Source organism: Streptomyces mutomycini, from assembly GCF_001700505.1.
GTDB lineage: Bacteria > Actinomycetota > Actinomycetes > Streptomycetales > Streptomycetaceae > Streptomyces > Streptomyces mutomycini.
Window position 1 is genome coordinate 1 of the sequence record NZ_MAPV01000165.1, and the last position, 25106, is coordinate 25106.

Annotated in this window: 25 protein-coding genes and 2 pseudogenes; 11 read left to right on the forward strand and 16 right to left on the reverse strand. The window is 67.7% G+C overall.

The window, feature by feature from the left end:
* On the forward strand, positions 1–791 hold a 791-nt coding region (locus tag BFF76_RS22905), incomplete at its 5' end, for a ricin-type beta-trefoil lectin domain protein (RefSeq protein WP_208604871.1).
* 349 nt (positions 792–1140) lie between these two features.
* On the opposite strand, the gene BFF76_RS22910 is transcribed toward BFF76_RS22905, so the two are convergent.
* Complete coding sequence (locus tag BFF76_RS22910; RefSeq protein ID WP_244167330.1) at positions 1141–1356, reverse strand: hypothetical protein; 216 nt, start codon at positions 1354–1356, stop codon at positions 1141–1143.
* Here BFF76_RS22910 and BFF76_RS34480 point away from each other — a divergent pair.
* Positions 1350–1757: pseudogene (locus tag BFF76_RS34480) on the forward strand (alpha/beta hydrolase); the annotation flags it as partial. The gene BFF76_RS22910 and the pseudogene BFF76_RS34480 sit on opposite strands and share 7 nt — an antisense overlap.
* Positions 1758–1883: 126 nt before the next feature.
* Here BFF76_RS34480 and BFF76_RS22915 read toward each other — a convergent pair.
* From BFF76_RS22915 to BFF76_RS22930, 5 genes are all read right to left on the reverse strand, one after another.
* Positions 1884–2285 (reverse strand): type II toxin-antitoxin system death-on-curing family toxin, encoded by a 402-nt coding sequence (locus BFF76_RS22915; RefSeq protein WP_031089473.1) that lies wholly within the window; start codon positions 2283–2285, stop codon positions 1884–1886.
* Entirely contained in the window at positions 2282–2476 is a 195-nt protein-coding gene (locus tag BFF76_RS22920; RefSeq protein WP_031089472.1) for a ribbon-helix-helix protein, CopG family, read from the reverse strand. Before BFF76_RS22920 ends, BFF76_RS22915 begins: the two co-directional genes overlap by 4 nt.
* Before the next feature lie 1592 nt (positions 2477–4068).
* Positions 4069–4197 (reverse strand): hypothetical protein, encoded by a 129-nt coding sequence (locus BFF76_RS34485; protein ID WP_275935673.1) that lies wholly within the window; start codon positions 4195–4197, stop codon positions 4069–4071.
* A 134-nt stretch (positions 4198–4331) separates the two neighbouring features.
* Entirely contained in the window at positions 4332–4904 is a 573-nt protein-coding gene (locus BFF76_RS22925; protein WP_065848966.1) for a DUF488 domain-containing protein, read from the reverse strand.
* Between the two features lie 76 nt (positions 4905–4980).
* Complete coding sequence (locus BFF76_RS22930; RefSeq protein ID WP_208604872.1) at positions 4981–5403, reverse strand: hypothetical protein; 423 nt, start codon at positions 5401–5403, stop codon at positions 4981–4983.
* Between BFF76_RS22930 and BFF76_RS22935 the strand changes: the two genes are divergently transcribed.
* A complete protein-coding gene (locus tag BFF76_RS22935; protein ID WP_065848967.1) occupies positions 5402–6256 on the forward strand; it encodes an IS5 family transposase in 855 nt (284 codons plus the stop codon). The genes BFF76_RS22930 and BFF76_RS22935 overlap by 2 nt on opposite strands.
* Before the next feature lie 39 nt (positions 6257–6295).
* A complete protein-coding gene (locus tag BFF76_RS22940; protein ID WP_065848968.1) occupies positions 6296–6658 on the forward strand; it encodes a hypothetical protein in 363 nt (120 codons plus the stop codon).
* Here the strand turns inward: BFF76_RS22940 and BFF76_RS31580 are convergent.
* Together BFF76_RS31580 and BFF76_RS22945 are read right to left on the reverse strand one after the other, a co-directional pair.
* Positions 6618–6833: a hypothetical protein gene (locus BFF76_RS31580; protein ID WP_079122461.1), complete on the reverse strand. Its 216-nt coding sequence runs from the start codon at positions 6831–6833 to the stop codon at positions 6618–6620. The genes BFF76_RS22940 and BFF76_RS31580 overlap by 41 nt on opposite strands.
* A pseudogene (locus BFF76_RS22945) lies at positions 6830–8077 on the reverse strand (molybdopterin oxidoreductase family protein); the annotation flags it as partial. The gene BFF76_RS31580 and the pseudogene BFF76_RS22945, both read right to left, overlap by 4 nt.
* 27 nt (positions 8078–8104) lie before the next feature.
* Between BFF76_RS22945 and BFF76_RS22955 the strand changes: the two are divergent.
* Positions 8105–9357 (forward strand): IS3 family transposase gene (locus BFF76_RS22955; protein ID WP_465270519.1). Its coding sequence is split into 2 segments (ribosomal slippage): positions 8105–8417 and positions 8417–9357, totalling 1254 coding nucleotides; the frame shifts between segments, so codons are not numbered across the junction.
* Between the two features lie 32 nt (positions 9358–9389).
* On the opposite strand, the gene BFF76_RS22960 is transcribed toward BFF76_RS22955, so the two are convergent.
* Both BFF76_RS22960 and BFF76_RS22965 read right to left on the reverse strand, forming a co-directional pair.
* Positions 9390–10631 (reverse strand): PP2C family protein-serine/threonine phosphatase, encoded by a 1242-nt coding sequence (locus tag BFF76_RS22960; protein WP_065848970.1) that lies wholly within the window; start codon positions 10629–10631, stop codon positions 9390–9392.
* Positions 10632–10897: 266 nt separating this feature from the next.
* Positions 10898–11578, reverse strand: coding sequence for a type III effector protein (locus BFF76_RS22965; RefSeq protein WP_065848971.1), 681 nt, complete (start codon positions 11576–11578; stop codon positions 10898–10900).
* A gap of 127 nt (positions 11579–11705) precedes the next feature.
* Here BFF76_RS22965 and BFF76_RS22970 point away from each other — a divergent pair, with 127 nt between their 5' ends.
* The 4 genes from BFF76_RS22970 (at position 11706) to BFF76_RS34050 (ending at position 14846) form a co-directional block, all read left to right on the forward strand.
* Entirely contained in the window at positions 11706–12134 is a 429-nt protein-coding gene (locus tag BFF76_RS22970; RefSeq protein WP_065848972.1) for an Hsp20/alpha crystallin family protein, read from the forward strand.
* A 109-nt stretch (positions 12135–12243) separates the two neighbouring features.
* Positions 12244–12666 carry a DUF2267 domain-containing protein gene (locus BFF76_RS22975; RefSeq protein WP_065848976.1) on the forward strand — a complete coding sequence of 141 codons (423 nt, stop codon included), beginning with the start codon at positions 12244–12246 and terminating at the stop codon, positions 12664–12666.
* A gap of 368 nt (positions 12667–13034) precedes the next feature.
* Positions 13035–13340 carry a hypothetical protein gene (locus tag BFF76_RS22980; RefSeq protein WP_065848973.1) on the forward strand — a complete coding sequence of 102 codons (306 nt, stop codon included), beginning with the start codon at positions 13035–13037 and terminating at the stop codon, positions 13338–13340.
* 513 nt (positions 13341–13853) lie between these two features.
* Positions 13854–14846, forward strand: a complete 993-nt coding sequence (locus BFF76_RS34050) for a hypothetical protein (protein ID WP_244167332.1) — start codon at positions 13854–13856, stop codon at positions 14844–14846.
* A 226-nt stretch (positions 14847–15072) separates the two neighbouring features.
* Here BFF76_RS34050 and BFF76_RS22990 read toward each other — a convergent pair whose 3' ends face one another.
* Both BFF76_RS22990 and BFF76_RS22995 read right to left on the reverse strand, forming a co-directional pair.
* The gene (locus BFF76_RS22990; protein ID WP_065848974.1) at positions 15073–16431 is read right to left on the reverse strand and encodes a class I SAM-dependent RNA methyltransferase; all 1359 of its coding nucleotides are present in this window, start codon (positions 16429–16431) and stop codon (positions 15073–15075) included.
* Positions 16432–16534: 103 nt separating this feature from the next.
* The gene (locus BFF76_RS22995; protein ID WP_053928840.1) at positions 16535–18586 is read right to left on the reverse strand and encodes an APC family permease; all 2052 of its coding nucleotides are present in this window, start codon (positions 18584–18586) and stop codon (positions 16535–16537) included.
* A gap of 366 nt (positions 18587–18952) precedes the next feature.
* On the opposite strand from BFF76_RS22995, the gene BFF76_RS23000 reads away from it, so the two are divergent.
* Positions 18953–19621, forward strand: coding sequence for a potassium channel family protein (locus BFF76_RS23000; RefSeq protein WP_031089443.1), 669 nt, complete (start codon positions 18953–18955; stop codon positions 19619–19621).
* Positions 19621–20298, forward strand: a complete 678-nt coding sequence (locus BFF76_RS23005; protein ID WP_031089441.1) for a potassium channel family protein — start codon at positions 19621–19623, stop codon at positions 20296–20298. The genes BFF76_RS23000 and BFF76_RS23005 overlap by 1 nt, the downstream gene beginning before the upstream one ends.
* Positions 20299–20369: 71 nt before the next feature.
* Here the strand turns inward: BFF76_RS23005 and BFF76_RS23010 are convergent, their stop codons facing one another.
* The 4 genes from BFF76_RS23010 to BFF76_RS23025 all read right to left on the reverse strand — a co-directional run bounded on the left by BFF76_RS23010 (position 20370) and on the right by BFF76_RS23025 (position 24959).
* The gene (locus tag BFF76_RS23010; RefSeq protein WP_065848975.1) at positions 20370–21140 is read right to left on the reverse strand and encodes a DUF3159 domain-containing protein; all 771 of its coding nucleotides are present in this window, start codon (positions 21138–21140) and stop codon (positions 20370–20372) included.
* A gap of 3 nt (positions 21141–21143) precedes the next feature.
* Entirely contained in the window at positions 21144–21560 is a 417-nt protein-coding gene (locus tag BFF76_RS23015; RefSeq protein ID WP_078850467.1) for an OB-fold nucleic acid binding domain-containing protein, read from the reverse strand.
* A gap of 92 nt (positions 21561–21652) precedes the next feature.
* Complete coding sequence (locus BFF76_RS23020; protein ID WP_031089435.1) at positions 21653–22360, reverse strand: response regulator; 708 nt, start codon at positions 22358–22360, stop codon at positions 21653–21655.
* A gap of 55 nt (positions 22361–22415) precedes the next feature.
* The gene (locus tag BFF76_RS23025) at positions 22416–24959 is read right to left on the reverse strand and encodes a sensor histidine kinase (RefSeq protein ID WP_031089433.1); all 2544 of its coding nucleotides are present in this window, start codon (positions 24957–24959) and stop codon (positions 22416–22418) included.
* Positions 24960–25106: the final 147 nt, after the last annotated feature.

Below are 25106 nucleotides of genomic sequence, written 5' to 3' on the forward strand. Positions count from 1 at the left end.
CCATGGCGTACATGGCCTGGGTCTTGGCCCAGGCCATGTACGCCATGGTCCGGGACTTCAAGCAGCGCGGCGTGCCGATCGACTGCGTCGGCTTCCAGTCGCACTTCAACAGCGGGAGCCCCTACAACAGCAACTTCCGCACCACCCTGCAGAACTTCGCCGCCCTCGGCGTCGACGTGGCCATCACCGAACTCGACATCCAGGGCGCCCCGGCCTCGACCTACGCCAACGTGACCAACGACTGTCTGGCCGTCCCGCGCTGCCTCGGCATCACCGTCTGGGGTGTGCGCGACACCGACTCCTGGCGATCGCAGGACACACCGCTGCTGTTCAACGGTGACGGCAGCAAGAAGCCCGCCTACACCGCGGTCCTCAACGCACTCAACGGCGGCTCCACCACGCCCCCTGCGGATTCCGGACAGATCAAGGGCGTCGGTTCAGGCCGGTGCCTGGACGTGCCGAGCGCCAGCACCACCGACGGCACGCAGCTGCAGCTGTGGGACTGCAACAGCAGCACCAACCAGCAGTGGGTTTCCACCGACAGAGGCGAGCTCCGGGTCTACGGCAACAAGTGCCTGGACGCCGCCGGGACCGGCAACGGAGCCAAAGTCCAGATCTACAGCTGCTGGGGCGGCGACAACCAGAAATGGCGCCTGAACTCCGACGGATCCATCGTCGGCGTCCAGTCCGGCCTCTGCCTCGACGCCGTCGGTAACGGCACCGCCAACGGAACCCTGATCCAGCTCTACTCCTGCTCGAACGGCAACAACCAGCGCTGGACCCGCACCTGATGGCTGCCACCAACGAAAGGGCGAAACGATGAGGGCCGGCAGTGCGGCTTCTCCCGCCCCTCCAGGAAGACATCGTTGATGGTCCCGGGTCGCCGCCGTGGTGGCGGCGACCCGGGACCGGCATGCCCGCCGCGGTGGCAGCGGCGCCCGCCGCCAGGATCGCCACGCACTCAACGTGCGACGTCATCGAAATGACGTCACCAAGAGCGTGGCCGCAAAAAATCGCGGTTCGGAGCCGGTTCCCCGTCAGGAAAGCGACGCCCTGAAGCCCGGAGCGTCAACCGAGCGTCACCTCGCCGGGGCGCCGCAGGTCGGGATGGGCGAGAAGCCGGCACCGCAGCACACCGGCTCACCTCCGGACGTCATTGCTTTCGCTCTCGTTGGTGTCGCCCTCGAAGAGGATCGCGTGGACGCGTTGCAGCACGTCGAGGTGGGCACGGTTGTAGAACTCGAGCAATGCGTGCACGACGACCGACTCGGCGACTGCCGTGTCCCGGTTCGAGGACAACCCGAGGTCGACCAGGCCGGGGTGGTCCCTTTGCTGTTGGCGGACATCGGGTGCCATCCGCTCCGCCAGCCGCTGCCGCACCTCGTCGGGAGCGTCCTCGTCGAGCGCCGCGAATTTCGCGTCGAGGTCACCGCGAGGCTGTCGGCGACAGCGTCCCGTCCGCCGTCGTTTCCTGGGCGGCCCGCAGGCCGCGGGCCGCCGCCTACTGGCCGCACGCCCCCGCCGAACCACCGGTGAAGATCGACACCGAAGGCCCGCGCAACGTACGGCTCCTGCAGAACCAGCGAGACGCGTCAACCCCGCACCGGGGCGGGAAGATGCTACGCGAAAAGTTCGGCGACCGAGCCCAATTGGTCAGCGTCGACGACAGCGGTCACGGCGTCTGCGTCCTGGGCAAGAACTCCTGCGCGTTGAACACCACCACGCGCTACTTCGTCGAGGGCGAGATGCCCGCGAAGGACACGTTCTGCCGCGCGGCAGATCTTCCCCGGCGGCCACCGTGGGCCGCCCGTATCGGACAGAAGTGTGTGGAATGGCAGCCGGAAATGCGCGAGGGCTGGGCACGTGCGTGCCCAGTCCATCCGTCACCGTGCGTCAGAAAACGGGAACCAGACCGAGAGGCGCTTGGCGATGACCGGGACATCGATGTTGTCCTGCGCGACGTCCTCGACGAACGGTCCGGCAATGGAGACAGGCGGCGGGGCGATACGAGCGCTGACTCCGTTGAGCCGCAGGAAGACACGCATGGCGAGCCAGGCGGTGCGCTTGTTACCGTCGATCAAAGCGTGATTGCGGGCAACGGAGTGCAGCAGCGCCGCCGCCTTCTCGTGCAGTGTGGGATAAAGCTCGGCCCCGAACACGTTGGTCCGGGGCCGTTCGATCGCAGACACCAGAAGCCCCATGTCACGCACGCTGTGCTCCGTGCCGTTGACCTTACGAGCAATGGCGAGGATCTCGTCGATCTGGATGTAGCGCACCTCGGTCACTTCAGGTAGTCCAGGATCTCCGCATCGCTGTCCATCAGCTCGGCCAGAACGTCATCGACCTTCAGCTCGGCCCGGTCCTGGGCGTCACGAATGGCCTCAATCGCAAGCTCCTGCTTGCTGCGGCGCTCCCGACGAGCACGCTCGGTGAGCTTGGCGTCAAGGTCATCGGGGAGTCGGAGTGTCATCGCCATACAGCGATGATACCAGGCTGGTATCTGGGCGGCGAGGTGATACCAGCCACTCGAGATCATGGACCACGAAGCCACGCTCTGAAGCCCCGGACGGGCCATACGTGGCAGCTCGCGCGGCCGCTGAGGAGGGCAGCGGGATGCCCGTGCCTGAGTCCCCGTACCCCGCGCCGATGGTCCGGTCCGTGCGGCCCCCACGCCGGGGAGGTCCGTGGGGTCAGACCTCCACTTCGAGCGTCACCCGAGCGTCAAGAGTTTCGGAGCGAGACCTTGATGGCGTCGCCGGCGTAAGCGCCTCTCTCGTGGATCCGCAGGTCAGGAAGCTTGCGAGGGCGATCCGCCCCACCGACCCGTTCCACGGAGAAAAACAGGTCGAGCGACCCACCTGGGCCGCGCAACCGCAGGTCAGACGTCCTTTGCGGCCTTTTCAAGAATCGCCACGCACTCCACGTGCGAGGTCATCACGAAACACGTGGAACAAAAAACACGTGGAGGTTGCTCCAGGTCAACGACCCGCATGGGATATTTCGGACGATTAACTCTGTGCGTTACGGGCGCTGCGGGCATTACGTGCGTGACTCTGACGCACGTCGCCGTTCGACGCCGGCCGCTGGACACCGCTGCCCGCCAGCTGTCGGGAATGGGCGGGAGCCCTCCACGCGGGCTACTGGGCCACGACCCTCACGAAGATCCACGGCAGCGCTGTCGTCTGTGGCAACTTCAATACCGCCCGACAGTCCGCGCGGGCTACGGCGTCGTCGGCGACACAAACTGCATAGTGACAAGGGCCACGACTACGATCACCAGCGGGTGATGGCTCCGCGAACGCGGTATCACACCCCGCTTTGCCCGCCGTGGCAAAGAGATCTCCGCCCGGTCGGGCCGGCACCGCTGGGTCGTCGAACACACCACGTCCTGACTGACCGGCTGCCAGCACCTGCACCGCCGCTGCGAGCGTAATCCCGAACGCTGCCTGGCCCTCACCGCCTTCGCTACGGCCTCACCAGCTACCTCAGTCTCACCGACCGAAACGACGTCTAACTGCAAAAGCAGGCGATTGCAACGATCGTCCCCACTCTCGTGTCCAGCCTCACAGTTCGCTGCATTCGTGTGGCGGTCAGAACGAGTGCATGCGCCGCCAGCAGCGATCTTCAACTCGCGGCCGGTGAACCGGCCTCCGTCAGGTCGCACAGTAGCTGTTGGGTTTCTACGAGGGGTTCACCTGCGACCGCGACCGACGGCGCCTGCTCGCGCTGTAGGTCGTTGCTGAGGTCCCGGTACGCGGTCCACGCCCAGTCCAGTTCGGCATTCCGTTGGTCCCGCAGGTCTTGCGATGCCTCGGATCCCGTGATGAACCCGACCTCCGCCGGTGCACACCTCTCCGGCGCTTTCGCGAGACTCGCCCGCCGGGCCAGGTACGCATTTGGCGGCGAAGCCATGGCTGCGTCCTCTCCGGCGGCGTTCTGGGGGATGAGGACGAGGAGGTGAGCCGCTACGCGCTCCCAGAGGGTGTCACCAGGTCACCAGCGTTGCATCCGCTGCCGGCTGGGGGCCGGCGTACGGGGCCGAGCGATTCGTGGCCCAGGATCAGGCGCTCACGTCCTTGTGGGGCCCAGCCGTACTACGCCTGCTGCGGTCTCCTTGTCGGTGCCGCACACGCCAACGGCCAGGCCGTCCACGAGGATCTCGTCCGCGGCAGGGACCGGATCGAGTACGTCGCTCACTCCAGTGAGCCGGGGTGCATCGGGCGGACGGTTACCGCGCGCATCGACGATTTCTTTCCTGATCAAGTGCGTGAGACGTTGGGGTCGCAGCGGCTCCAAGGAGCTTGGTCGTGCCAGTCACGGCATGCCAATTGCTACCTGGGGCGGTCGGGTTCTGCGGCAGCCGTGAGGTTGTCGTAGACCAACAGCCCGTCGGAGCGCAGGCGCAGTCCTGGCGGTGGTGGGTGGGGGACGAGTCGTCCGTTGTGCATCAGGTGGTGGACGGGAACGTTGCGGGCCACGGTGGCGAAATCGGCGATCAGGCGCCGGTGGCAGCGCCACCAGAGTGCCTCGCTGCACATCACCGCTGTCCGCGTGCGGGTGGTCTCTGCCAGCAGACGGTCCATGGCGGCCACGAAATTCGCGTCCCGTGTGTGGGCGGCGTACCCGCGGAAGGAGGTGTTGCGCCAGATGACGTCCGGTGAGTCGGGCGGGGGCTTGCGGAATCCTCCCAGTTCCTTCTCCCAGCGGTAGGTGATGGCCGCGTGGGGCATCCACCGGCCGAGGCTTTCTCGGTTGAGGTCGGGGTTTCGGCGGCTACCGGGTCCGATGCGTACGTCCACCACCGAGCTCACCTCGGCGGTGTGCAGCAGTTCGATCAACCGCTCGCGCTCTGCCGTGCTGTGACCGAAAGTGATCAGGCCGCCTGTTGCGTCCGTGTTCGACATCGCTTCTTCCTACTCCAGCCGTCCAGGAATCTGCGCCGTGTGGAAGCCGAGGCCAGCTTCACCGGGCCGCCGGAAATCAACTGATGAGGATCTGCGTCGAGGATTCCTTCAGTTTTCCGTTCGCCCACCGCAGCTGCCGCAGTGTGTCGGGATGGCACCGCTGGACGACCGCAAGCAGGTCCACGTCTTTCAGACCCTGCGCGGCTTGGCCGAGCATTTCCCAGTACACAGAAACCCCTGATGCCTTGATGTACACCTCGCGCAGATCTCGCAAAAGCAGCAGTGCACTCTGCGGTCGTCGGCCGACCAGCTCACCGGCCTTCTCGCGGAGGCGCTCGGTGGTTTTCAGTTCATCGACCGGTTCGGGGTCGAGGTGGGTGCCGAAGCGCTCTGAGAGGGCGTTAAGTCCCGTTCCTAATGATGTGGTGTCGCCCGTTCGTGGGTGATGGGACGGTTCCGTCCTCGCGTCATGTCGTGTGCATGATGGAGTCGCGGACATGGAACGGATGTCGTACGCAACCGACTTGTCCGACGGGCAGTGGGCGTTGATCGAGCCGCTGGTCACGGCGTGGAAGCAGGAGCGGGTGGCTCGGTCGGCGACCGGGGACCCGGGATCCTGCGACCTGCGTGAGGTCGTGAACGCGCTGCTCTACCAGAACCGGACGGGCTGTCAGTGGCGGCTCCTGCCGCACGACCTCCCGGCCTGGTCGGCGGTGTTCTACTACTTCACCCTGTGGCGCCAGGACGGTCTTGATCAGCGGATCCAGGAGATCCTGCGGTGCCAGGTGCGGGAGCGGTCCAGACGATTAGAGGACCCGTCCCTGGTGATCATCGACACCCAGTCCGTCCGCGTGGCGGCCGGGGTGCCGAAGGCGACGACGGGACTGGACGCGAACAAGAAGACGCCCGGCAGGAAGCGGGGGCTCGCCGTCGACGTGCTGGGCCTGATCATCGGTGTGGTGGTCCTGGCCGCGAGCGCGCACGACAACGAGGTCGGCATCGCCCTGATGGACCAGGCGGCCGAACGGTGCGGGATGCGCCTGGAGAAGGTCCTGGTCGACCAGGGTTTCAAGGACGCCGTGGTCATCCACGGGGCGGTGAAGGGCATCACCGTCGAGGTGGTCCGGCGCAACCCAGACGACAAGGGACGGGGCTTCGTTCCGCAACCGAAGCGGTGGGTGGTCGAGCAGGTCAACGGCACCCTCATGCTGCACCGGCGCCTGGCCCGCGACTACGATCACGGGCCCGACAACGCGGCCTCCCGCGTCTACTGGGCCTCCACCGCCGGCATGCTCCGCCGCCTTACCACCCCTGCCCCCACCTGGCGGGACGACGTGGAGCTGGCCGCGTGAACGTCAGCGAACTCCTGCGGCTGCTGCAGACCGAACACGATGAAACCACCGCACGCGCCGGCAGCCTGCGCGAGCAGATCGGGGCGGCTCACCACCGCCCTCGCCGAGACCGAGGCCCGCCTGGCCGAGCTCACCGCGACCCGCAAGGTCATCGACGGCCTCACACCTCCCAACCACGCAACGGCCCCCACGGAGACCGCCACCGCTACCGTCTACCAGCGCATCGTGACCACGTTCAACGAGCACCCCGCGAAGGTGTTCCGGGTCCATGATCTGCACGAACACCTCGGCCTGCCCACCGACGAGCCCTCGATCAACGTCACCCGCAGTCGCCTCGGCCGCCTCACCCGCCAAGGCTTCCTCACCCAACCCGGACGGGGCCGCTACCAGAAACGGACTTAACGCCCTCTGAGAGGATGGCCACTTCGCGGACGTGGTTCTGGGACCAGCGGGCCACGTCGCGGCCGAGGTGGTAGATCTCATGGTCGACCTTGTGCCGTTCCGAGATGCGGAGCAGTTCGTGGCCGAGGTCGTTCTCGTCGCGGTGCAGCTCATGAAGGAGCAGGTCGATCTTCACCGTGCACCTCCCTCAGGCGCGGTGCCGCAATATTCGTCGGCTTCAGCTTCGACGCCACCTGCCGTTCTTGGCAGGTCGTTGGACGCAGGCGCGGACGCGGTGTTCGTCGGTGCGAGGGACGGGCCATGGCCGGCCTCGATGCGGTGCAGCGCTGCGGCTGCAGTCTTGAAAATGGGCTGTTTGGAGGCGGGGTCCCAGTCGGTGAGAGTCAGCTCGTTGGCCGCCCGCCCATGCGGGTCGGGCTCGTGTCCGGCGGGGGTGTCCCAGTACCCGTAGTGGAAGGGGAGGAAGAGAACTCCGTCCCTGATGCCGCTGATGCGCACGGCAGCGCGGATGCTGCCTCGGGGGGTACTTACTTCGGCAAGGTCGCCTTCGCGCAGTCCGGCTGCGGCGGCGTCACGGGTGGAGCACTCTACCCATACTTCGGGCGCCGCCGCCTGAAGCTGTGGTGACCGGGCCGTTTTGGTGCGTGTGTGAAAGTGGAAGAGGGTTCGTCCGGTGGTGAGCAGGAACGGGTAGTCCTCGCGGGTCGGCTCGTGGGGAGGCTGGTAGGCGGCGGCTTTGATGACGGCTTTCGCGGAGGGGTTCATTGCTTTGTACTCCTGCGGTTCCACCGGGGCGCCGGTGATCAGATCGCGCCCGTAGCTCTCGCAGTATTCCGGGTCGCTCCAGAACGTTCCCCCTGCGTAGAGGCGTTCGGTCCCGTCGGGGTTGTCCTCGTTGCACGGCCACTGGATGCCTCCGCGCTCGCGAAGTTTTGTGTAGGTGATTCCGGTGTAGTCGCAGGGCCGGCCGCGACTGCATTCCTTCCATGCCTCGAAGGCCGACTCCGCGTCGTGCCACTTCACCAAAGGCTGTCCGTCCTTGTCCCGCAGGTCGAGCCGACGGGCGTAATCCAGGAAGATGTCCAGGTCCGGGCGAGCCTCCCCCGGAGGCTCGACGGCCTTCTCCGACAGGTGCACGGTGCGGTCGGCGTTAGTGAACGTCCCTGTCTTCTCCCCCCAGGTAGCGGCCGGTAGCACGACGTCGGCGAGCTGTGCGGTCTCGGTGAGGAAGAGATCCTGGACGACGAGGAACAGCCGCTCCTGGGACAGGACGGATCGAATCCGGCCCAGCTCCGGCAACGAGACGGCAGGGTTGGTGCCGCTCACCCACAGCAGGCGGATTGAACCGTCCTCGACATAGCGGATCATCTGCATGGCATGAGTGGGGGGCGCATAGTGAACCGTTCCGGGTTCGATAGAGACTCGATTCCGTGAAAGGATCGAGTCATGGCACGCCCTTCCTCCTATCCCGTTGAGCTGCGCAAACGAGCGGTCCGCATGGTCGCCGAGGTCCGCGGCGACTACCCGAACGAGTCGGCCGCCGTGAGGGCGGTCGCCCAGAAACTCGGGATCGGTTCGGCCGAGACCCTGCGGAACTGGGTGAAGCGGGACGAGGTCGACTCCGGGAAGCGGCCGGGGACGACCACGGAGGAGTCCGCGCAGATCAAGGCGATGAAGAAAGAGATCGCCGAGCTGAAGCGGGCGAACGACATCCTGAAGGCTGCGGCGAGTTTCTTCGCAGCCGAGCTCGACCGGCCACACACACGCTCGTAGCGTTCATCGACGAGCACCGGGCCCGCTTCGGCGGTGTCGAGCCGATCTGCCGCGTGCTCACCGAGCACGACTGCAAGATCGCCCCCTCCACCTATTACGCCCACCACAAACGGCTCCACGCCCCGTCGGCCCGCACCGTCCGTGATGCGGAACTGAAGCCGCTCATCCGGGAGATCTTCGAGGTCAACTACCGTGTCTACGGGGCCAGGAAGGTCTGGCGTGAGCTGCACCGCCAAGGCCACGTCGTGGCCCGGTGCACGGTCGAACGCCTGATGCGTGAGCTCGGCGTCACCGGTGCCGTCCGTGGGAAAAAGATCATCACTACGATCCCGGACAGCTCCGTCGAGCGGGCGCCGGACCTCCTGGACCGCAACTTCGTCGCGCCGGCCCCGAACCGCTGCTGGGTTGCCGACTTCACCCACATCAGCACCTGGTCCGGAGTGGTCTACGTCGCCTTCGTCGTGGACACCTTCTCCCGCCGGATCGTCGGCTGGTCCGCCGCCACGTCGAAGGAGACACGGCTCGTCCTGGACGCCCTGGACATGGCTCTGTGGCAACGCGACCGAGACGAACAGCCGCACCAGGCAGGTGAGTTGATACATCATTCCGATGCCGGGTCGCAATATACGAGTTTCCGGCTCGCCGAGCACCTGGACGCCGCCGGCATCGCGGCCTCGATCGGCTCGGTCGGCGACGCCTACGACAACGCCCTCATGGAGTCCACGATCGGCCTGTTCAAGACCGAGCTGATCAAGCCCGGGCGGCCCTGGAAGACCCTTTCCCAGGTCGAACTCGCCACCGCCGAGTGGATCGACTGGTACTGCCACCGCCGACTCCACGGTGAAATAGGGCACATTCCACCCGTCGAATACGAGACCAACTACTACCTCACCAGCACGAAACCCCAGGTCACAACCACAATCTGAAGTCTCTATCGAACCCGGAACGGTTCAAAGTGTCATTCCAGGGTAGCGAGGTGGTCGGCGGCACCCGCTCGCCATTCGATCAGGAAGACGGTCGCGTCGTCACTGGTACGCCCGCCGCGTTCCTGCTTCAGCGCGCGCGAGAGCTTGATGGCCGCTGACCTCATCCCGCCTTCGGTCTGCCCGAGCCGGTTCACGCAGCGGATGAGGCGCTCCTCGCCGAATGGTTCTCCGTCTTCGTCGCGTTCTTCGATGACCCCGTCGGTGTAGCAGAGAACCCGGTCTCCGCGTCGGAGTTGGTGCTCGCTGACGACGGGGCGCTCACCGCCGAGGCCGACCGGCAGGGTGGTCGGGCTCTCCAGCTTCCTGACCACGTGCTGCCTGATCAGCAGGGGGGCGTGGTGTCCGGCGTTGACCCACTGGAGCATGCCGGTGGTGATGTTCAGTTTCATCATCTGAGCGGTGACGAAGTGGTCGGCTCCGAACTGTCCTGCGATGGCCTGGTCCATGTACGAGTACATGTCGGAGAGGCTGATGCCGGCGCGTCTGGCGTGCCGGTAGGCGCCGATGGTGACGGTGGCCATCGTTGCAGCGTCCAAACCGTGCCCCATTGCATCGATCACGGCCGCGTGCAGAACATCGTCGTTGAGGGCGTAGTCGAAGCTGTCGCCGGCGATGTCATATGCGGGCTCGACGGCCCCGCTGACCGAGACCTGGGGTACGGACATGGTCAGTGGCGGCAGCAGGGACCACTGCATCTCCGCCGCCACGCTCATCGGTTCGCGGCGCCGGGCCTGGAAGAACCGGTCGGTGTAGGCGTGCTTGGTCACCAGCATGTCGGCGACCAGGCCGGCGAGTCTGCGCAGCAGCCGCCTGTCATCGTCATCGACGGTGTCCAGGGTAAGGGCCATCACCCCCACTTCGTCACTACCGTCCAGCAGGGGCAGGTACATGCGGACCCCGTCGTTCCCCTGCTGGATTTCAACTGTGGCCGCCGTCAGAAACGCCCTGCCGGCTGGGGAGTCGCCGATCTCCTCGGCGTCGCTGACCAGCAATCTGCGTCCGGGCAACGGCACCAGCAGTTCTCCCGCGTAATCCTGCAAGAGGATCGAGACGTCCCGGCCACCGATCCGGGTCACTTCCTCGGCGATCAAGGGAGCAATCAGCTGCGGCGGCATCTCGTGCGCCCGGTCCAGCAGCAGACCGAGCAACCGTTCGCCGAACCCCTCCGACCGGTCCGCCGTCCGCCCACCGGGGGACTGCTCTCCTTCTGTCACCCCTCGCCCCTCCTGGCTCTGCCCAGACCTGTTCGGTCGCGCCTTGAGGCGCGGCCTTGGCCGACCATGGCCCTGGAACGCCCCAGAGACGATCATCGGTTGCCGATAGCCGACTCGCCGCTCCGGACATCTCACGAGCCTCGGGGACCACACCAACGGCGCAGAACAGCGGTCACCCAGCGCCGGACGGCGCCCCGACCGGGCACCCTCGGCCCTGGGCCGCCCGAAGGTACGGCGTTCCGGTGCACCTGACGGTACCGGTGAGGTCATAGCGCGTTGCGGCGCTTGCTGTTGCTGTGCAGACGCAGTGATTCCGCTCTGCGTGTGACGTCCGCGATCCGGGCCGCAAGGTCAGCGTGTCCGGGCCGCACGTGGTCGTGTGTGTCGCTCAGCGGGGCGACCAACAACGCGGGGTCGTCCTGGGCCAGTGCGTGAGCGAGTCGAGTGACGGGGCCTTTTGCCGGTGCGGGAAGGTCGGTCAGTGCAGTGATCTGGCCGGCGAGCTGACGCAGGTCCGCTGCGTTCTCGCGGGCCCAGGCGGCGACGCTGCGGAGGGCGGCCCGGTCATCTCGCGTCGCTTGTACGCGCTGCTCGCCCGTACTGCCCGCGGGGCCCGGGCGCAGCCGTAGATAGCGGCGCTCGGCCGCCTGGCGGCTCGTGACGCCCAAGGGCCCGGCGAGGTCGGCCCAGTTCACTCCACTGGCGCGGGCTTCCTCGATGAGGCCGGGCTCCCAGGCGGCAAGCTGCTGCCTGACCTCGCGAAGCAGGAGCAGGGCAGCCAGCGCTTCCCCACCATTTGGGGTCGAGGGGGCGGAGGGGTGCTGCGGGCCCGGATACTGCGACTGGGTGCCTGCCACCACCGCTTCTATGGAGTTCAGTGCACCCAAGGCCACCAGAGCCGCCGAGGGGGCTCCAGGCTCGGCCTTGCATCGTGCTGAATTCTGCATGTGCCGGACCCCCTTCCGCGGATGTCACTGGTAAGGCGACGTTTCGTTTGTCATCGTTTCGATGACATGTTACAACGGATTACAGGTGAAGCGCATGGCGCGATGAATGCACTGGAGGTGTTTCCCGATGCTTATGCGCACCGATCCCTTCCGTGAACTCGACCGGCTGGCCCAGCAGATCACCGGCACTTGGTCCAAGCCGTCGGCTATGCCGATGGACGCCTATCGTGACCACGACGAATACGTTGTGGCCTTCGATCTGCCCGGTGTTCCCAGGGACGCGATCGACATCGACGTCGAACGGAACATGCTGACCGTCAGGGCGGAACGCCGACCTCCACAGAAGGCCGAGGATGTCCAGATGGAGCTTTCCGAGCGGCCGCTTGGCATCTTCTCCCGGCAGATTGTCCTGGCTGACACCCTGGACACGGAAAACATCCAGGCCGACTACGAGACAGGCGTGCTGACCCTGCGCATCCCGATCGCGCAGCGCGCGAAGCCCCACAAGATCAGCATCGGAAGCGGACAGTCCGCCCACACTCAGATCGAGAGCTGAGCCGGGCAAGTACCGGCCACACAACGGCGGAGGACGGGCCACTCTCCCCCTCCCACCGTCCGCCCTCCGCCTTCCTCCGTACACGACGGGAGGCTAAACGGTGACACACCTGAGCTGGCCGGCATTTCTGGACGCCGTCCAAGAACGCGGCAGCTATCGCTCGCCCCATGAAGCGGAACGAGCAGCGCGCACAGTTCTCGCACTACTGGGCGCCCACCTGGTGGGCAAAGACCGCTCCGAACTGGCCGCGAAACTGCCCGACACGTTCGCACTCATCCTGCTGAACCCCCTGCAGGCGGCCGAACCACTCTCTCCCGAGAGATTCGTCCGCGCCACTGCGGCGTGGATCGAGGGGGCGACCGAGCAGACAGCCTCGTGGGACGTCGGCGCGGTCCTGAGCGTAGCGGCCGATGCCGCAGGCGAGGACCTCACCCAGCGACTGCTGCTCCAGCTGCCTCCCGGGTACGACCTACTCTTCGGACACCCCGTCCTTCCCCGCCCGCCCGCCGATAGCGACACGAAACAGCCGTGAAATACCCGAAAGGTCCGGGCGCGAGAACTCACCCCGCCATGCATCAGCAGGGGCGAGCCGTTTGCAGCAGAGAGCGCGGCCGCGAGTCCGAGGAGGGCCAGGTAGTAGCCGGGGGTGACGCTCATCGCGGGGGTTGCCTATCGGCAAGTAGTCCTGCACGGCTCCGGAAGGTGGTGCATCCCCTACATCGGCCGACGGACCACACCACTACGGCCCAACCCGCAAGGCTGACGACGAGGATCGCGACCGGCATTGGACGCGCAGCGGCGTCCACACCATCCGGATGGCCCATGAACACACCAGCCGTCCCGCTGAACTGAAAGAACGGCTCCGCGAACCTCAACCAGGACCTGCACCAACTGGAGCGGGTGCCACTGGAGTTTCGCTACCGCTTCCGCTGCGACGACACCGACTGCACTGGCCACCACGACGTGGCCCGCAGAGACTGGGAAGCCGGCGAGTCGTACCGCAAGTACCTGCGCCAGTACGGGCAACAGGGTGTGGTGGAGAAGCTGCGGGAGCGCTGGTTCAGCCGGGTGTTCACACCGGACCACGTCGTGCACTGCTTCGTCGGCAACCTGGCCAAGCGACCCAAAACGTTCATGCAACTCGGCCTGTTCTATCCGCGCCGCAGCATCGTCGAGCACTACCAGGAAGAGCTGTTCTCCCTGTAAACAGCCCGTGCGGCACGTCTCATTCGAACGAAGATCCTCCGTTAAACGATCGGAATGGCCGCGGAAGTTAAGGGCATTGTCTCCGGGGCAACACACCCGGGAACCGCGAGAGGTCCACATGCACCAGCCCCTCAACGAGCGGCGGCAGACCGTGCTCGACTGGGTGGGCCAGGGGTGTCCCGACGGGGTCTGGCCGGACAGCACTTTCAAGGTCAGCGCTCAGGCACTGCAGAGTCGCGGACTCATCAGAATCACCAAACGCCGCAGACATTGGAGCGCCCAGCTCACCGACAAAGGGCGGCAGCATCTCACCGACCACGGCATCTGCCCCGTCGAGCAGAACGCTGCACCACCCGCGCAGCCCAGCCGCAAACCGTCACCGCCACGCCCCAAGACCGCACCCAGGGCCGTACGAACTACACAGACCAACTCCTCCAAGAACTGGCCGCGAACGACGGCTGCCTCATCAAGCCCATCGAACCCGGCCCACACGCAGTGAATTGGACATCACGGGTGAACACCGCCCGCAAGTCCGGCAAGATCCCGCGCACACAAGAGCTCTACGCATACCGCACCCATCGCGGCTACGAAATCAAACTCGCCGACATCCCCGCCTGGCGGCTCGCCGAACTCACCCCGCTCCCCGTTCCGGCCAGACTCACCAAACCCCACTCCCTCGTGGCCGCCCTCCGACAACGGCCACAGCCCATGGGGCTCACCAAATCCATCCAAGGCCGAGCCCTGCGCATCATTCAGGCCCTCATCATTGCCACCGAATCACAAGGCCATAAGGCAGCACTCGGGACCACGCAAGGCGCTCCCCCACCCCACCGTCGCCGCAGCGCACCACCGCACTTCACCATCACCGCCCAAGGCGAAAGCGTCGGATTCCTCGTCCTTCAAGAACAGGACCGCAGCGAACACATCCCCACCGACAAGGAACTCGCCGACGCCAAGAAGCACTCATGGATGCGCATCGCCCGCTTCGACTACACCCCCTCAAACCGCCTGCGCTTCATCCTCCGCGGCGGCAGCCCGCACCGTGCGAGCGAATGGGCCGATGTCCCCGACAGGCCACTGGAAGACCAACTCGCCGAAATCGCACAAGAAGTCGACCTCCGCGGCAAAGCCGCAGAACACAAACGCCTTGCAGACCAGCAAGCCAGGGAAGCCCAGCAGAGGCACTGGGAAACCGCCATGGAGGAAGCGCGCACCGCATACGCCTACGCCTATCGCGTCAAGCACCTCGAAGAACAAGCAGACGCCTGGCACCAGACCAAGCGCCTGACCGAATACGTCACAGCAGTACGCGACCACGCCACATCGCTGCCACCCGGACAGGAAAGAACAGAGATCGAGGCGTGGCTCGCCTTCACGGACGCCCGGCTCCAGCACCTCACCGAGTCCGCCGCAGCGCCGAAGCTGCCCACCCCACCCAAGCCCAGCGGCGACGACCTCAAGCCTTTCCTCGGCCACTGGAGCCCTTACGGAACCCGTTCCTACTGAGCCTTAAATCAGGCAATATCGAGCACCGGTTCACCAAGAGGCGGTAAAGAGGGAGCCCCCTCAAGCCGCACTCGACACACCGTCACCTGCAGAAACGGGCATCTGGCACCTCATCAGAACGTGCGTCAAACGTGCGTCAGAAGGGCCCAACGTGCGTCGAATATGCGTCAAGATATCGCCCGTAACGCCCACAGCGCACATAACGCACACTCGGCGAAACCGCAGGTCAGACACCCTTTCCGGCAGGCTCAAGGATCGCGACGCACTCGACATGGTGGGTCATCGGGAACAGGTCGAACGCCCGCAGCGTCCGCACCCGGTACCCGCCCTCGCGGAAGTACGCGATGTCCCGCGCCAGCGCGGCCGGGTCGCACGCCACGTACGCGATGCGGCGCGCTCCCAGCGCGGCCAGCTGCTTGACCGTCCCCTTGCCCGCGCCCGCGCGCGGCGGGTCCAGGACGATCAGGTCGCACTCGGTGATGCCCGTACGCGGCAGGACCTGGTCGACCTTGCCGTGCTCGATGCGGACCCGGTCCAGGTCCTTGAGGTTGTGCCGGGCGTCCTCGACCGCGCGCTTGCCGGACTCGATGCCGAGCACCGCGCCCTTCTCGCCGATCCGCTGGCCGATGGCGCCCGCGAACAGGCCTACGCCGCAGTAGAGATCGAGCGCCATGTCGTTCTTGCGGGGCAGCAGGCCCTGCATGACCGCGCGGACCAGCGTGTCCGCCGCCTGGGGGTGCACCTGCCAGAAGCCGCCCGAGCCCACGCGGTACGTACGGTCGTCGGCGCGCTCGCGGACGAAGGCGCGGCCGTGGACGCGGTGGACGCCGCCGTCCTTCTCCTCGACGCGGAGTACGGAGACCGGCTTGTCCAGCTCGACCAGCGGGAGCCGGCCGCCCTCGCGCGGGGTAAGGATGACCTGGCGGTCGTGGGAGCCGGTGGCGGCGATGGCCTCCACCGTGGCCATCTGCGGCCAGTCCTGCTTCTCGATGCCGAGTTCGGAGACGCCGGGTGCGGCGATCATGCAGTGGTCGATCGGCTGGACCTCGTGCGAGCGGTGCTTGCGCAGTCCGACCAGCCCGTCCTGGTCGACGGCGTACTGGACGCGGGTGCGCCAGGCCGGGACCTCGCCCGGCGGGAGCTTGTCGCCCTCGGCCGGCATGACCGTGCCGTCCCAGTTGGCCTCCTCGGGCGTGAGGCCCGCGAGGCGCTGGAGCTGCTCGGCGATGACCTCGCCCTTGAGGCGGCGCTGTGCGCCCGGCTTGGCGTGCTGCCAGTCGCAGCCGCCGCACTTGCCGGGGCCGGCGTACGGGCAGGGCGCCTCGACGCGGTCCTTGGACGCCTCGATGACCGTGACCGCGTCGGCGCGCAGGAAGCGCGAGCCGGTCTCGCCCTCGGTGACCCGGGCGACGACCTTCTCGCCGGGGAGGGTGTGGCGCACGAAGAGCACCTGGCCCTCCGAGGTACGGGCGATGCAGTGCCCGCCGTGGGCGACGGGGCCGACCTCGACCTCGTACTCCCGACCGATCAGGGACTCCCCCGTCTGATCCTCCCCGAGCTGCGACGACGTGGATTCGTTCTGCATGAGGGGGTGGCTCCAGAGATCAGGAAAAGCGGAAACGGCCGGACAACAGCCCACCAGTCTACGCGGGCTGAAGCCGGCCGCTCACCACAGGCGGAGCGCGGAGTCAGCCCTTGTGGGTGGGTTCCTTGGGGTGCCGTCGCTCCACGGGGCCGCGGCGGACCGAGCCCGGAGCGTTCCAGTCCGCACGCCTCCTGGCCCGCACCTTCGCCACCTCGGAGGACTCCAGCTGGTACGGCACCGAGGTCACCATCACGCCCGGCGTGAACAGGAGCCGGCCCTTCAGCCGCAGAGCGCTCTGGTTGTGCAGCAGGTGCTCGTACCAGTGACCGACCACGTACTCCGGGATGTAGACGCTGATCACGTCGCGCGGGCGGTCCTTGCGCAGGCTCTTCACGTAGTCGATGACCGGGCGGGTCACCTCGCGGTACGGCGAGTCGAGGATCTTCAGCGGGATGTCGATGCCGCGCCGCTCCCAGTCCTCCTTGAGCGCCTTCGTCTCGGCGTGGTCGACGCTGATGGAGAGGGCCTCCAGCTGGTCGGAGCGCACCAGCTTGGCGTACGCGAGGGCGCGCAGCGTGGGCCGGTGGAGCTTGGAGACCAGGACGATCGAGTGGACGCGCGAGGGGCGGATGCTGTCGTCGGGCCGGGTCTCCGGGGCGGCGATCTCCTCGGCTACGCGGTCGTAGTGCCTGCGGATCGCGGTCATCGTGCCGAAGAAGATGACCATGCCCAGCAGCGCGACCCAGGCACCGTGGGTGAATTTCGTGGCCAGTACGACGACGAGGACCAGGCCGGTGAAGAACGCGCCGAAGGTGTTGATCGCCCGGGAGCGGATCATGTGCCGCCGCGCGGCGGGGTCCTTCTCCGTGCGGAGGTGGCGGTTCCAGTGCCGCACCATGCCCGTCTGGCTGAGCGTGAAGGAGACGAACACGCCGACGATGTAGAGCTGGATGAGCCGGGTCGAGTCCGCGCCGTAGATCCAGACGAGCAGGATCGCGGCCCCGGCCAGCAGCACGATGCCGTTGGAGAAGGCCAGCCGGTCGCCGCGGGTGTGCAGCTGACGGGGCAGGTAACGGTCCTGCGCGAGGATGGAGCCGAGCAGCGGGAAGCCGTTGTACGCGGTGTTCGCGGCGAGGAAGAGCACGAGCGCGGTGGCCGCCGCCAGGAAGACGAAGAGGAACGTGCCCTCGCCGAAGACCGCCGCGGCGACCTGGGAGATCACCGGGTCCTGGACGAAGCTCGCGCCGACCGCCGCACCGTTGTGGATCAGGTCCTTCGCCGGGTTCTCCGCCATCTTCACGTCGGTCGCCATGGCGAGGCCGATGATGCCGCAGAACATGGTGACGGCCAGGAGGCCCATGGCCGCGAGGGTGGTCGCGGCGTTCCTGCTCTTCGGCTTGCGGAAGGCGGGGACGCCGTTGCTGATCGCCTCGACGCCCGTGAGGGCCGCGCAGCCGGAGGAGAACGCGCGCAGGAGCAGGAAGACGAGCGCGAACCCGGCGAGCCCCTGGTGCTCGGGCTTGATCTCGTAGTCGGAGGTGGGCGCGTGCATGGTGTCGCCGAGGACCAGCCCCCGGTAGGCGCCCCAGAGGATCATGAGGAAGACCCCGGCCACGAACAGGTAGGTCGGGATGGCGAAGAGCTTTCCGGACTCCTTGACGCCGCGCAGGTTCATCAGCGTCAGGAGCACGATGGCCCCGATGGCGCAGAACGTCTTGTGCTCGACGACGAAGGGGATCGCGGAGCCGAGGTTCTCCACACCCGAGGAGATCGACACGGCGACGGTGAGGACGTAGTCGACGAGGAGGGCGCTGGCGACGGTCAGACCGGCCTTCGGCCCGAGGTTGGTGTTGGCGACCTCGTAGTCGCCGCCGCCGCTCGGGTAGGCGCGCACGTTCTGCCGGTACGAGGCGACGACGGTGAACATCAGGACCACGACCGCGAGCGCGATCCACGGGCTGAAGTGGTACGCCGACACGCCCGCGATGGACAGCACGAGGAGGACTTCCCCGGGTGCGTACGCAACGGAGGACAGCGGGTCGGATGCGAAGACGGGGAGCGCGATGCGCTTGGGGAGGAGTGTTTCCCCCAGCTTGTCGCTGCGCAGCGCCCGGCCGATCAGGATCCGTTTGGGCACGTCGGTCAGTTTGGACACGGTCAGGATCGTAAGCGCTGCCGGGACACGCCACCGAGGCACCACCCCCTCCGGCCCCGGAAAACCTTCATAATTACCCGCCCTCACCGGAAAAGTCCATGGAATCCTTAACGAAATCCTTGCGGTACGGGAGGGCGGGATGCCTCCCCCGGCTCCCTCGTGCCCGCCGGCCGCTTCCTCTTTTGCTCCCCGGCCCTCGGGGTACGCACACTCGGATGAGGCGGTGCGGGTGCCGCCGCATAAGCTCATCCACGGGCAACGCCGAAGGTGGTTGCCCCATTGTTTGCCCCGCAAGCTGAGAGAGAAGTGTGAGCAGGGTGTTTTCGCAGGTCATCCGGACGACCAGGACGGCGAGGTAGGCGCAAGGTGCACATCGTCATCATGGGCTGCGGGCGCGTCGGAGCCGCTCTCGCGCAGACCCTGGAGCAGCAGGGGCACACGGTCGCCGTGATCGACCAGGACCCCACGGCGTTCCGACGCCTCGGTTCCGGTTTCGGCGGCAGGCGGGTCAGCGGTGTCGGCTTCGACCAGGACACCCTGCGTGAGGCGGGGATCGAGGAGGCCGGAGCGTTCGCGGCCGTCAGCAGCGGCGACAACTCCAACATCATCGCCGCCCGGGTGGCGCGCGAGATGTTCGGCATCGAGAACGTCGCCGCGCGCATCTACGACCCGAAGCGCGCCGAGGTCTATCAGCGCCTCGGCATCCCCACCGTCGCGACGGTCCGCTGGACCGCGGACCAGATGCTGAGGCGGCTGCTGCCGTCGGGCGCGGAGCCGCTGTGGCGCGACCCGAGCGGTGGTGTGCAGCTCGCCGAGGTGCACACGACGCCGTCCTGGATCGGGCACAAGATCAGCACTCTGCAGGAGGAGACCGGCGTCCGCGTCGCCTTCCTCACCCGCCTGGGTGAGGCCATACTGCCCACCTCGCAGACGGTTCTGCAGGAGGGTGACCTCGTCCACGTGATGATGCGTACGGATGAGATCGCGAAGGTCGAGGAGGCCTTCGCCGAAGGTCCCGAGGAGGGCGGTCAGTGATGCGCGTCGCGATTGCCGGGGCCGGTGCGGTGGGCCGTTCCATCGCGGCCGAGCTCCTGGAGAACGGGCACGAGGTGCTGCTGATCGACAAGGCGCCGACCGCCATCTCGGTGGAGCGGGTCCCGATGGCCGAGTGGCTTCTCGCGGACGCCTGCGAGATCACTTCGCTCGACGAGGCGGCGCTCCAGCGGTGCAACGTCGTGATCGCCTCGACGGGTGACGACAAGGTCAACCTGGTCGTGTCGCTGCTGGCGAAGACCGAGTACGGCGTTCCGAGGGTCGTCGCGCGGGTGAACAACCCGAAGAACGAGTGGCTGTTCAACGAGTCCTGGGGCGTCGACGTCGCGGTCTCCACCCCGCGTCTGATGTCCGCCCTGGTCGAGGAGGCGGTGAGTGTCGGCGATCTGGTCCGGCTGCTGCGCTTCAGCCACGGCGACGCCAACCTGGTCGAGCTGACGCTGCCCCCGGAGTCGGCGCTGGCCGGCATCAGGGTGGGCGATGTGGACTGGCCGGAGGACACCTCGCTCGTCACGATCATCCGCGGCACGCGGGTGCTGACGCCGAGCACCGAGGAGACCCTGGAGCCCGGTGACGAGCTGCTGTTCGTGGCCGCCCAGGCGCGCGAGGAGCAGTTGGAGGACCTGCTTTCGGTCCGCCGGGAGCTGTCCGAGGACTGAGCGTCCACGATGCGCGTGGGGCCCCGGACCGTGACACGGTCCGGGGCCCCACGCGTACGCGTCGTCGTGTGTCAGAACTCGGAGTTGCGGGCCTCCGCCGCCCGGGCGCCCTGCTCCGCCTTGCGGGCCTTCTCGGCCTGCTCCTCCGCCTCCATCTCGGCGAAGACGTCGATGGGCGGCGGCGCCTTGGCGAGGAAGACCCAGGTCAGATACACCGCGAGCAGGAACGGCGGGATCTTGAGCGCGACCAGTACCCAGCCGAGCTGAGTGGTGTCGGCCCACCAGTACAGCGGGAAGAGGATCGCGCACTTGGCGAGGAGGATGAGCCCCCAGGCGTAACTGGCCTTGGCGTAAGCCTTCTTGCGGCCGGGGTTCCTGGTGCGCCAGGAGAGGTTCTCCTTGAAGACCGGGCCGAGGATGAGGCCGATCAGCGGCACACCCGCGACGGTCGTCACGATGTAGGCGAGCGCCAGGCCGAGGGTGTAGATCATGCCCGGCAGGTAGAAGTCCTTAGCGTTGCCGGTCATCATCGCGAAGACCACACCGAAGCCCACGCCGAAGACGCCGCTGAAGGCGTGCTTGACGGTGTCCTTGCGGATCAGCCGTACGACGACGAGGACCAGGGAGACCGCCAGAGCGGCGATGGCCGAGGCCTTCAGGTCCTTGTTGACGGTGAAGATCGTGACGAAGAGCAGCCCTGGCAGGACTGTCTCCACCATGCCGCGCACGCCGCCGAACGCCTCGAAGAGCGCGGCTTCCGTGACCGCCTTCGCGTCGGCGTCCTGCTGGTCGGTGCGGTGGGGCTGGTCCGTGTCGGACGTCGGCTTGTCGAGAGACGTCACCGGCTACTCCTTGCCGAGTGGTCGGAGTTCGTATTTGGGGTTGAACAGCACCCGGCGCCCGTGGCTCATGGCCACGCGGCCCGACGCGATGAGCTTGCGGCCCGGCTCGATGCCGACGATGGAACGCCGTCCCAGCCAGACCACGTCGAGCGGCGCGGTGCCGTCGAAGAGCTCCGCCTCCAGGGCGGGCACTCCGGCCCGCGGCCGCAGGGTGACCGTCCGCAAGGTACCAGTGACCTTGACGATCTGGCGGTCCGTGCACTCGGAGATGCGCGTGCACCCCGACGCGTGCGAGTCCTCCCGGAGTTCCTCGGACTCGAGGTCCTCCTGGGAGCTGGACAGGCGGTCGAGCATGCGACGGAAGCGGCCGGACGGCCTCTCCGCCCTGCCTGCCTTCTCGGATCGGGGAACAGCGCTCATACCCGAAGGGTACCGGTCTCCCGTGATACGGGCTGGCCCGCACGGACCTCACCCGGACGAGTGAGCCGCTGACAGACCGGTGACAGGCCGGGTCACTCCGGGTCGGGCCGTCCCCGCTCGAAGCGGTAGCCCATGCCCGGCTCGGTCACGAAGTGTCTGGGGTGCGAGGGATCGGTCTCCAGCTTGCGCCGCAGCTGCGCCATGTAGACCCGCAGGTAGTTGGTCTCCGTGCCGTACGAGGGCCCCCAGACCTCCTGGAGCAGCTGCTTCTGGCTGACGAGACGGCCGGCGTTGCGGACGAGGACCTCCAGCAGGTGCCACTCGGTCGGTGTAAGCCGCACGTCGCGGCCCTCCCGGTGGACCTTCTTGGCCGCGAGGTCCACCGTGAAGCCCTCGGTCTCGACGATCACCGAGCCCTCTCCGCCGTCCTGGCCGACGGGTTCCGCCCGGCGCACGGCGGCACGCAGCCGGGCCAGCAGCTCGTCCATGCCGAACGGCTTGGTGACGTAGTCGTCGGCCCCCGCGTCCAAAGCCTCGACCTTCTCGTCGGAGGTGTGGCGGGCGGAGAGGACGAGGATCGGCACCCGGGTCCACCCGCGCAGGCCCTTGATCACTTCGACGCCGTCCATGTCCGGCAGCCCGAGGTCGAGCACGACGACGTCGGGGTGTCGTGCCGCCGCGAGCTGCAGGGCGGTCGCCCCGTCGGGCGCCGCGTCCACCTCGTACCTGCGTGCCTTCAGGTTGATCACGAGGGCACGCACGATCTGCGGCTCGTCGTCGACCACGAGGACCCGGGTCATCGCGGACCTGCCTTTCCGGAATACGTGTACGGGGTGGGGACGGGCCCCTGCTGCCTCATGAGGTGATGTGCGCCGGCGACACCGGGCCCGCCCGGACCTGGCCCGGTGCGGCGGTGAGGGTGAGGACCATGGTGAGCCCGCCGCCGGGGGTGTCCTCGGCGTCCAGCGTGCCGCCCATGGACTCCACGAATCCGCGGGCCACGGCGAGCCCCAGGCCGACTCCTGCGCCGCGCGGGGCGTCACCGTACCGCTGGAAGGGCTCGAATATGCGTTCCTTGGCCTCGTCGGGGACTCCGCGGCCCCGGTCGGCCACCCGCAGCTCGACGCGTTCGCCCAAGGAGCTGGCGGCGACGGTGACGCGGTCCCTGCCGGGGCTGTACTTGACGGCGTTCTCGACGATGTTGGCCACGGCCCGCTCCAGGAGCCCCGGGTCCACGGCGACCATGGGGAGCGTCTCGGGGATGTCCAGGTCGACGCTGCCCTCGGGTACGCCGCCGAGCGCCATCGGGACCACCTCGTCCAGGTCGAGCTCGCGGATCAGCGGGGTGACCGTACCGGTCTGCAGGCGGGACATGTCGAGCAGATTGCCGACCAGGTGGTCCAGGCGGTCGGCGCCGTCCTCGATGGCCGCGAGGAGCTCCGCCTCGTCCGCGTCGGACCAGGAGACGTCGTCGGAGCGCAGGGAGCTCACGGCGGCCTTGATGGCGGCCAGCGGGGTGCGCAGGTCGTGGCTGACGGCGGCGAGCAGCGCGGTCCTGATGCGGTTGCCCTCGGCGAGCCGTCTGGCCGCCTCCGCCTCCCCCACCAGGCGCTGCCGGTCGAGCACCACCGCGGCCTGTGCGGCGAAGGCGCCGAGGACCCTGCGGTCCTCCGCGGGCAGCACGCGGCCCGAGAGCGCCAGCGCCATGTGGTCACCGACGGGCATGTCCACGTCCGCGTCGTCGGGCCGGGCCACCGGGGCGGGCCCGACGGATCCGGCGCAGGTCCAGGGTTCGACGTCGCTCTGCCGCTCCAGGAGGGCGACGGACTCCATGGCGAAGGTCTCGCGCACCCGGTCCAGCAGGGCGTCCAGGGCGGTCTCGCCCCGCAGGACGCTCCCGGCGAGGGTGGAGAGGATCTCCGACTCGGCGCGCAGCCTGGCCGCCTGGTGGGTACGGCGGGCCGCCAGGTCGACGACGGAGGCCACCGCGACCGCCACCGCGAAGAAGATCACGATGGCGACGAAGTTCTCCGGGTCCTGCACGGTCAGGGTGTGGGTCGGCGGGGTGAACCAGTAGTTCAGGAGCAGGGAGCCCACCGCAGCCGACGCGAGCGCGGGGGCCAGGCCCCCGAGGAGGGCGGCGGCGACGGTCAGGAAGAGGAAGAGCAGGACGTCGTTGGCGAGCCCCGGCCCGTTCTCCATGCCGTGCAGGAGCAGGGTCAGGAGCGCGGGTCCGCCGACGCCGGCGAGCCAGCCCGAGATGATCCGGGTGCGGCTGAGCCGGGCTCCCCGGGCGATGGGCAGCCCGCGCCCCTTGGCGACCTCCTCGTGCGTGACGATGTGGACGTCGAGGTCGGGGCCGGACTCGCGGGCGACGGTGGCGCCCACTCCCGGGCCGTAGATGTACTGCCAGGTCTTGCGGCGGCTGGACCCGAGGACGATCTGGGTGGCGTTGACACCCCGGGCGAACGCGAGGAGCGCGGAGGGTATGTCGTCGCCGATGACGTGGTGGAAGGTGCCCCCGAGATCCTCCACGAGGGTGCGCTGGACCGCGAGCTCCTTGGGCGAGGCCGAGGTCAGTCCGTCGCTGCGCGCGATGTACACCGCGAGGATCTCGCTGCCCGAGCCCTTCGCCGCCATCCGGGAGGCGCGGCGGATGAGCGTGCGGCCCTCGGGGCCGCCGGTCAGCCCGACGACGATGCGCTCGCGGGCCTGCCAGGGGGCGCTGATGTCGTGTTCGCCGCGGTACTGCTGGAGGTATTCGTCGACCCGGTCGGCGACCCAGAGGAGCGCGAGTTCGCGCAGGGCGGTGAGGTTGCCGGGGCGGAAGTAGTTGGACAGGGCCGCGTCGACCTTGTCGGACTGGTAGATGTTGCCGTGGGCCATGCGGCGGCGCAGCGCCTGTGGCGACATGTCGACGAGCTCGATCTGGTCGGCGCGGCGGGCGACCTCGTCGGGGATGGTCTCCTGCTGTCGCACCCCGGTTATCGACTCCACCACGTCGCCGAGGGACTCCAGGTGCTGGATGTTGACGGTGGACACCACGTCGATACCGGCCTTGAGGAGTTCCTCGACGTCCTGCCAGCGCTTGGCGTTGCGTGAGCCGGGCACGTTGGTGTGCGCGAGTTCGTCCACGAGCGCGACGGCCGGCGCCCGTTCCAGGACCGCGTCGACGTCCATCTCCGCGAAGACGCCCGAGCGGTATTCGATGTCGCGGCGGCGGATCTGTTCCAGGCCGTGCAGCAGCACCTCGGTGCGCGGCCGGCCGTGGTGCTCCACGAAGGCGACGACGCAGTCCGTGCCGCGTTCCACCCGGCGGTGGGCCTCGGACAGCATCGCGTGCGTCTTGCCGACGCCGGGTGCCGCACCCAGGTAGATCCGAAGCTTGCCGCGTGCCATGGCCCCATCGTCTTCTCTGAACAGGACCCCGCAGATACGGGAGCCTGTGTCGAAGTTACCCCGAGAATTTCCGGCATATGGGGTCAGGGTCGGACGCGGGGACCGTTTTGACGGGACTCTGATGCGCCGCCGCCGGAAAAGGGCACC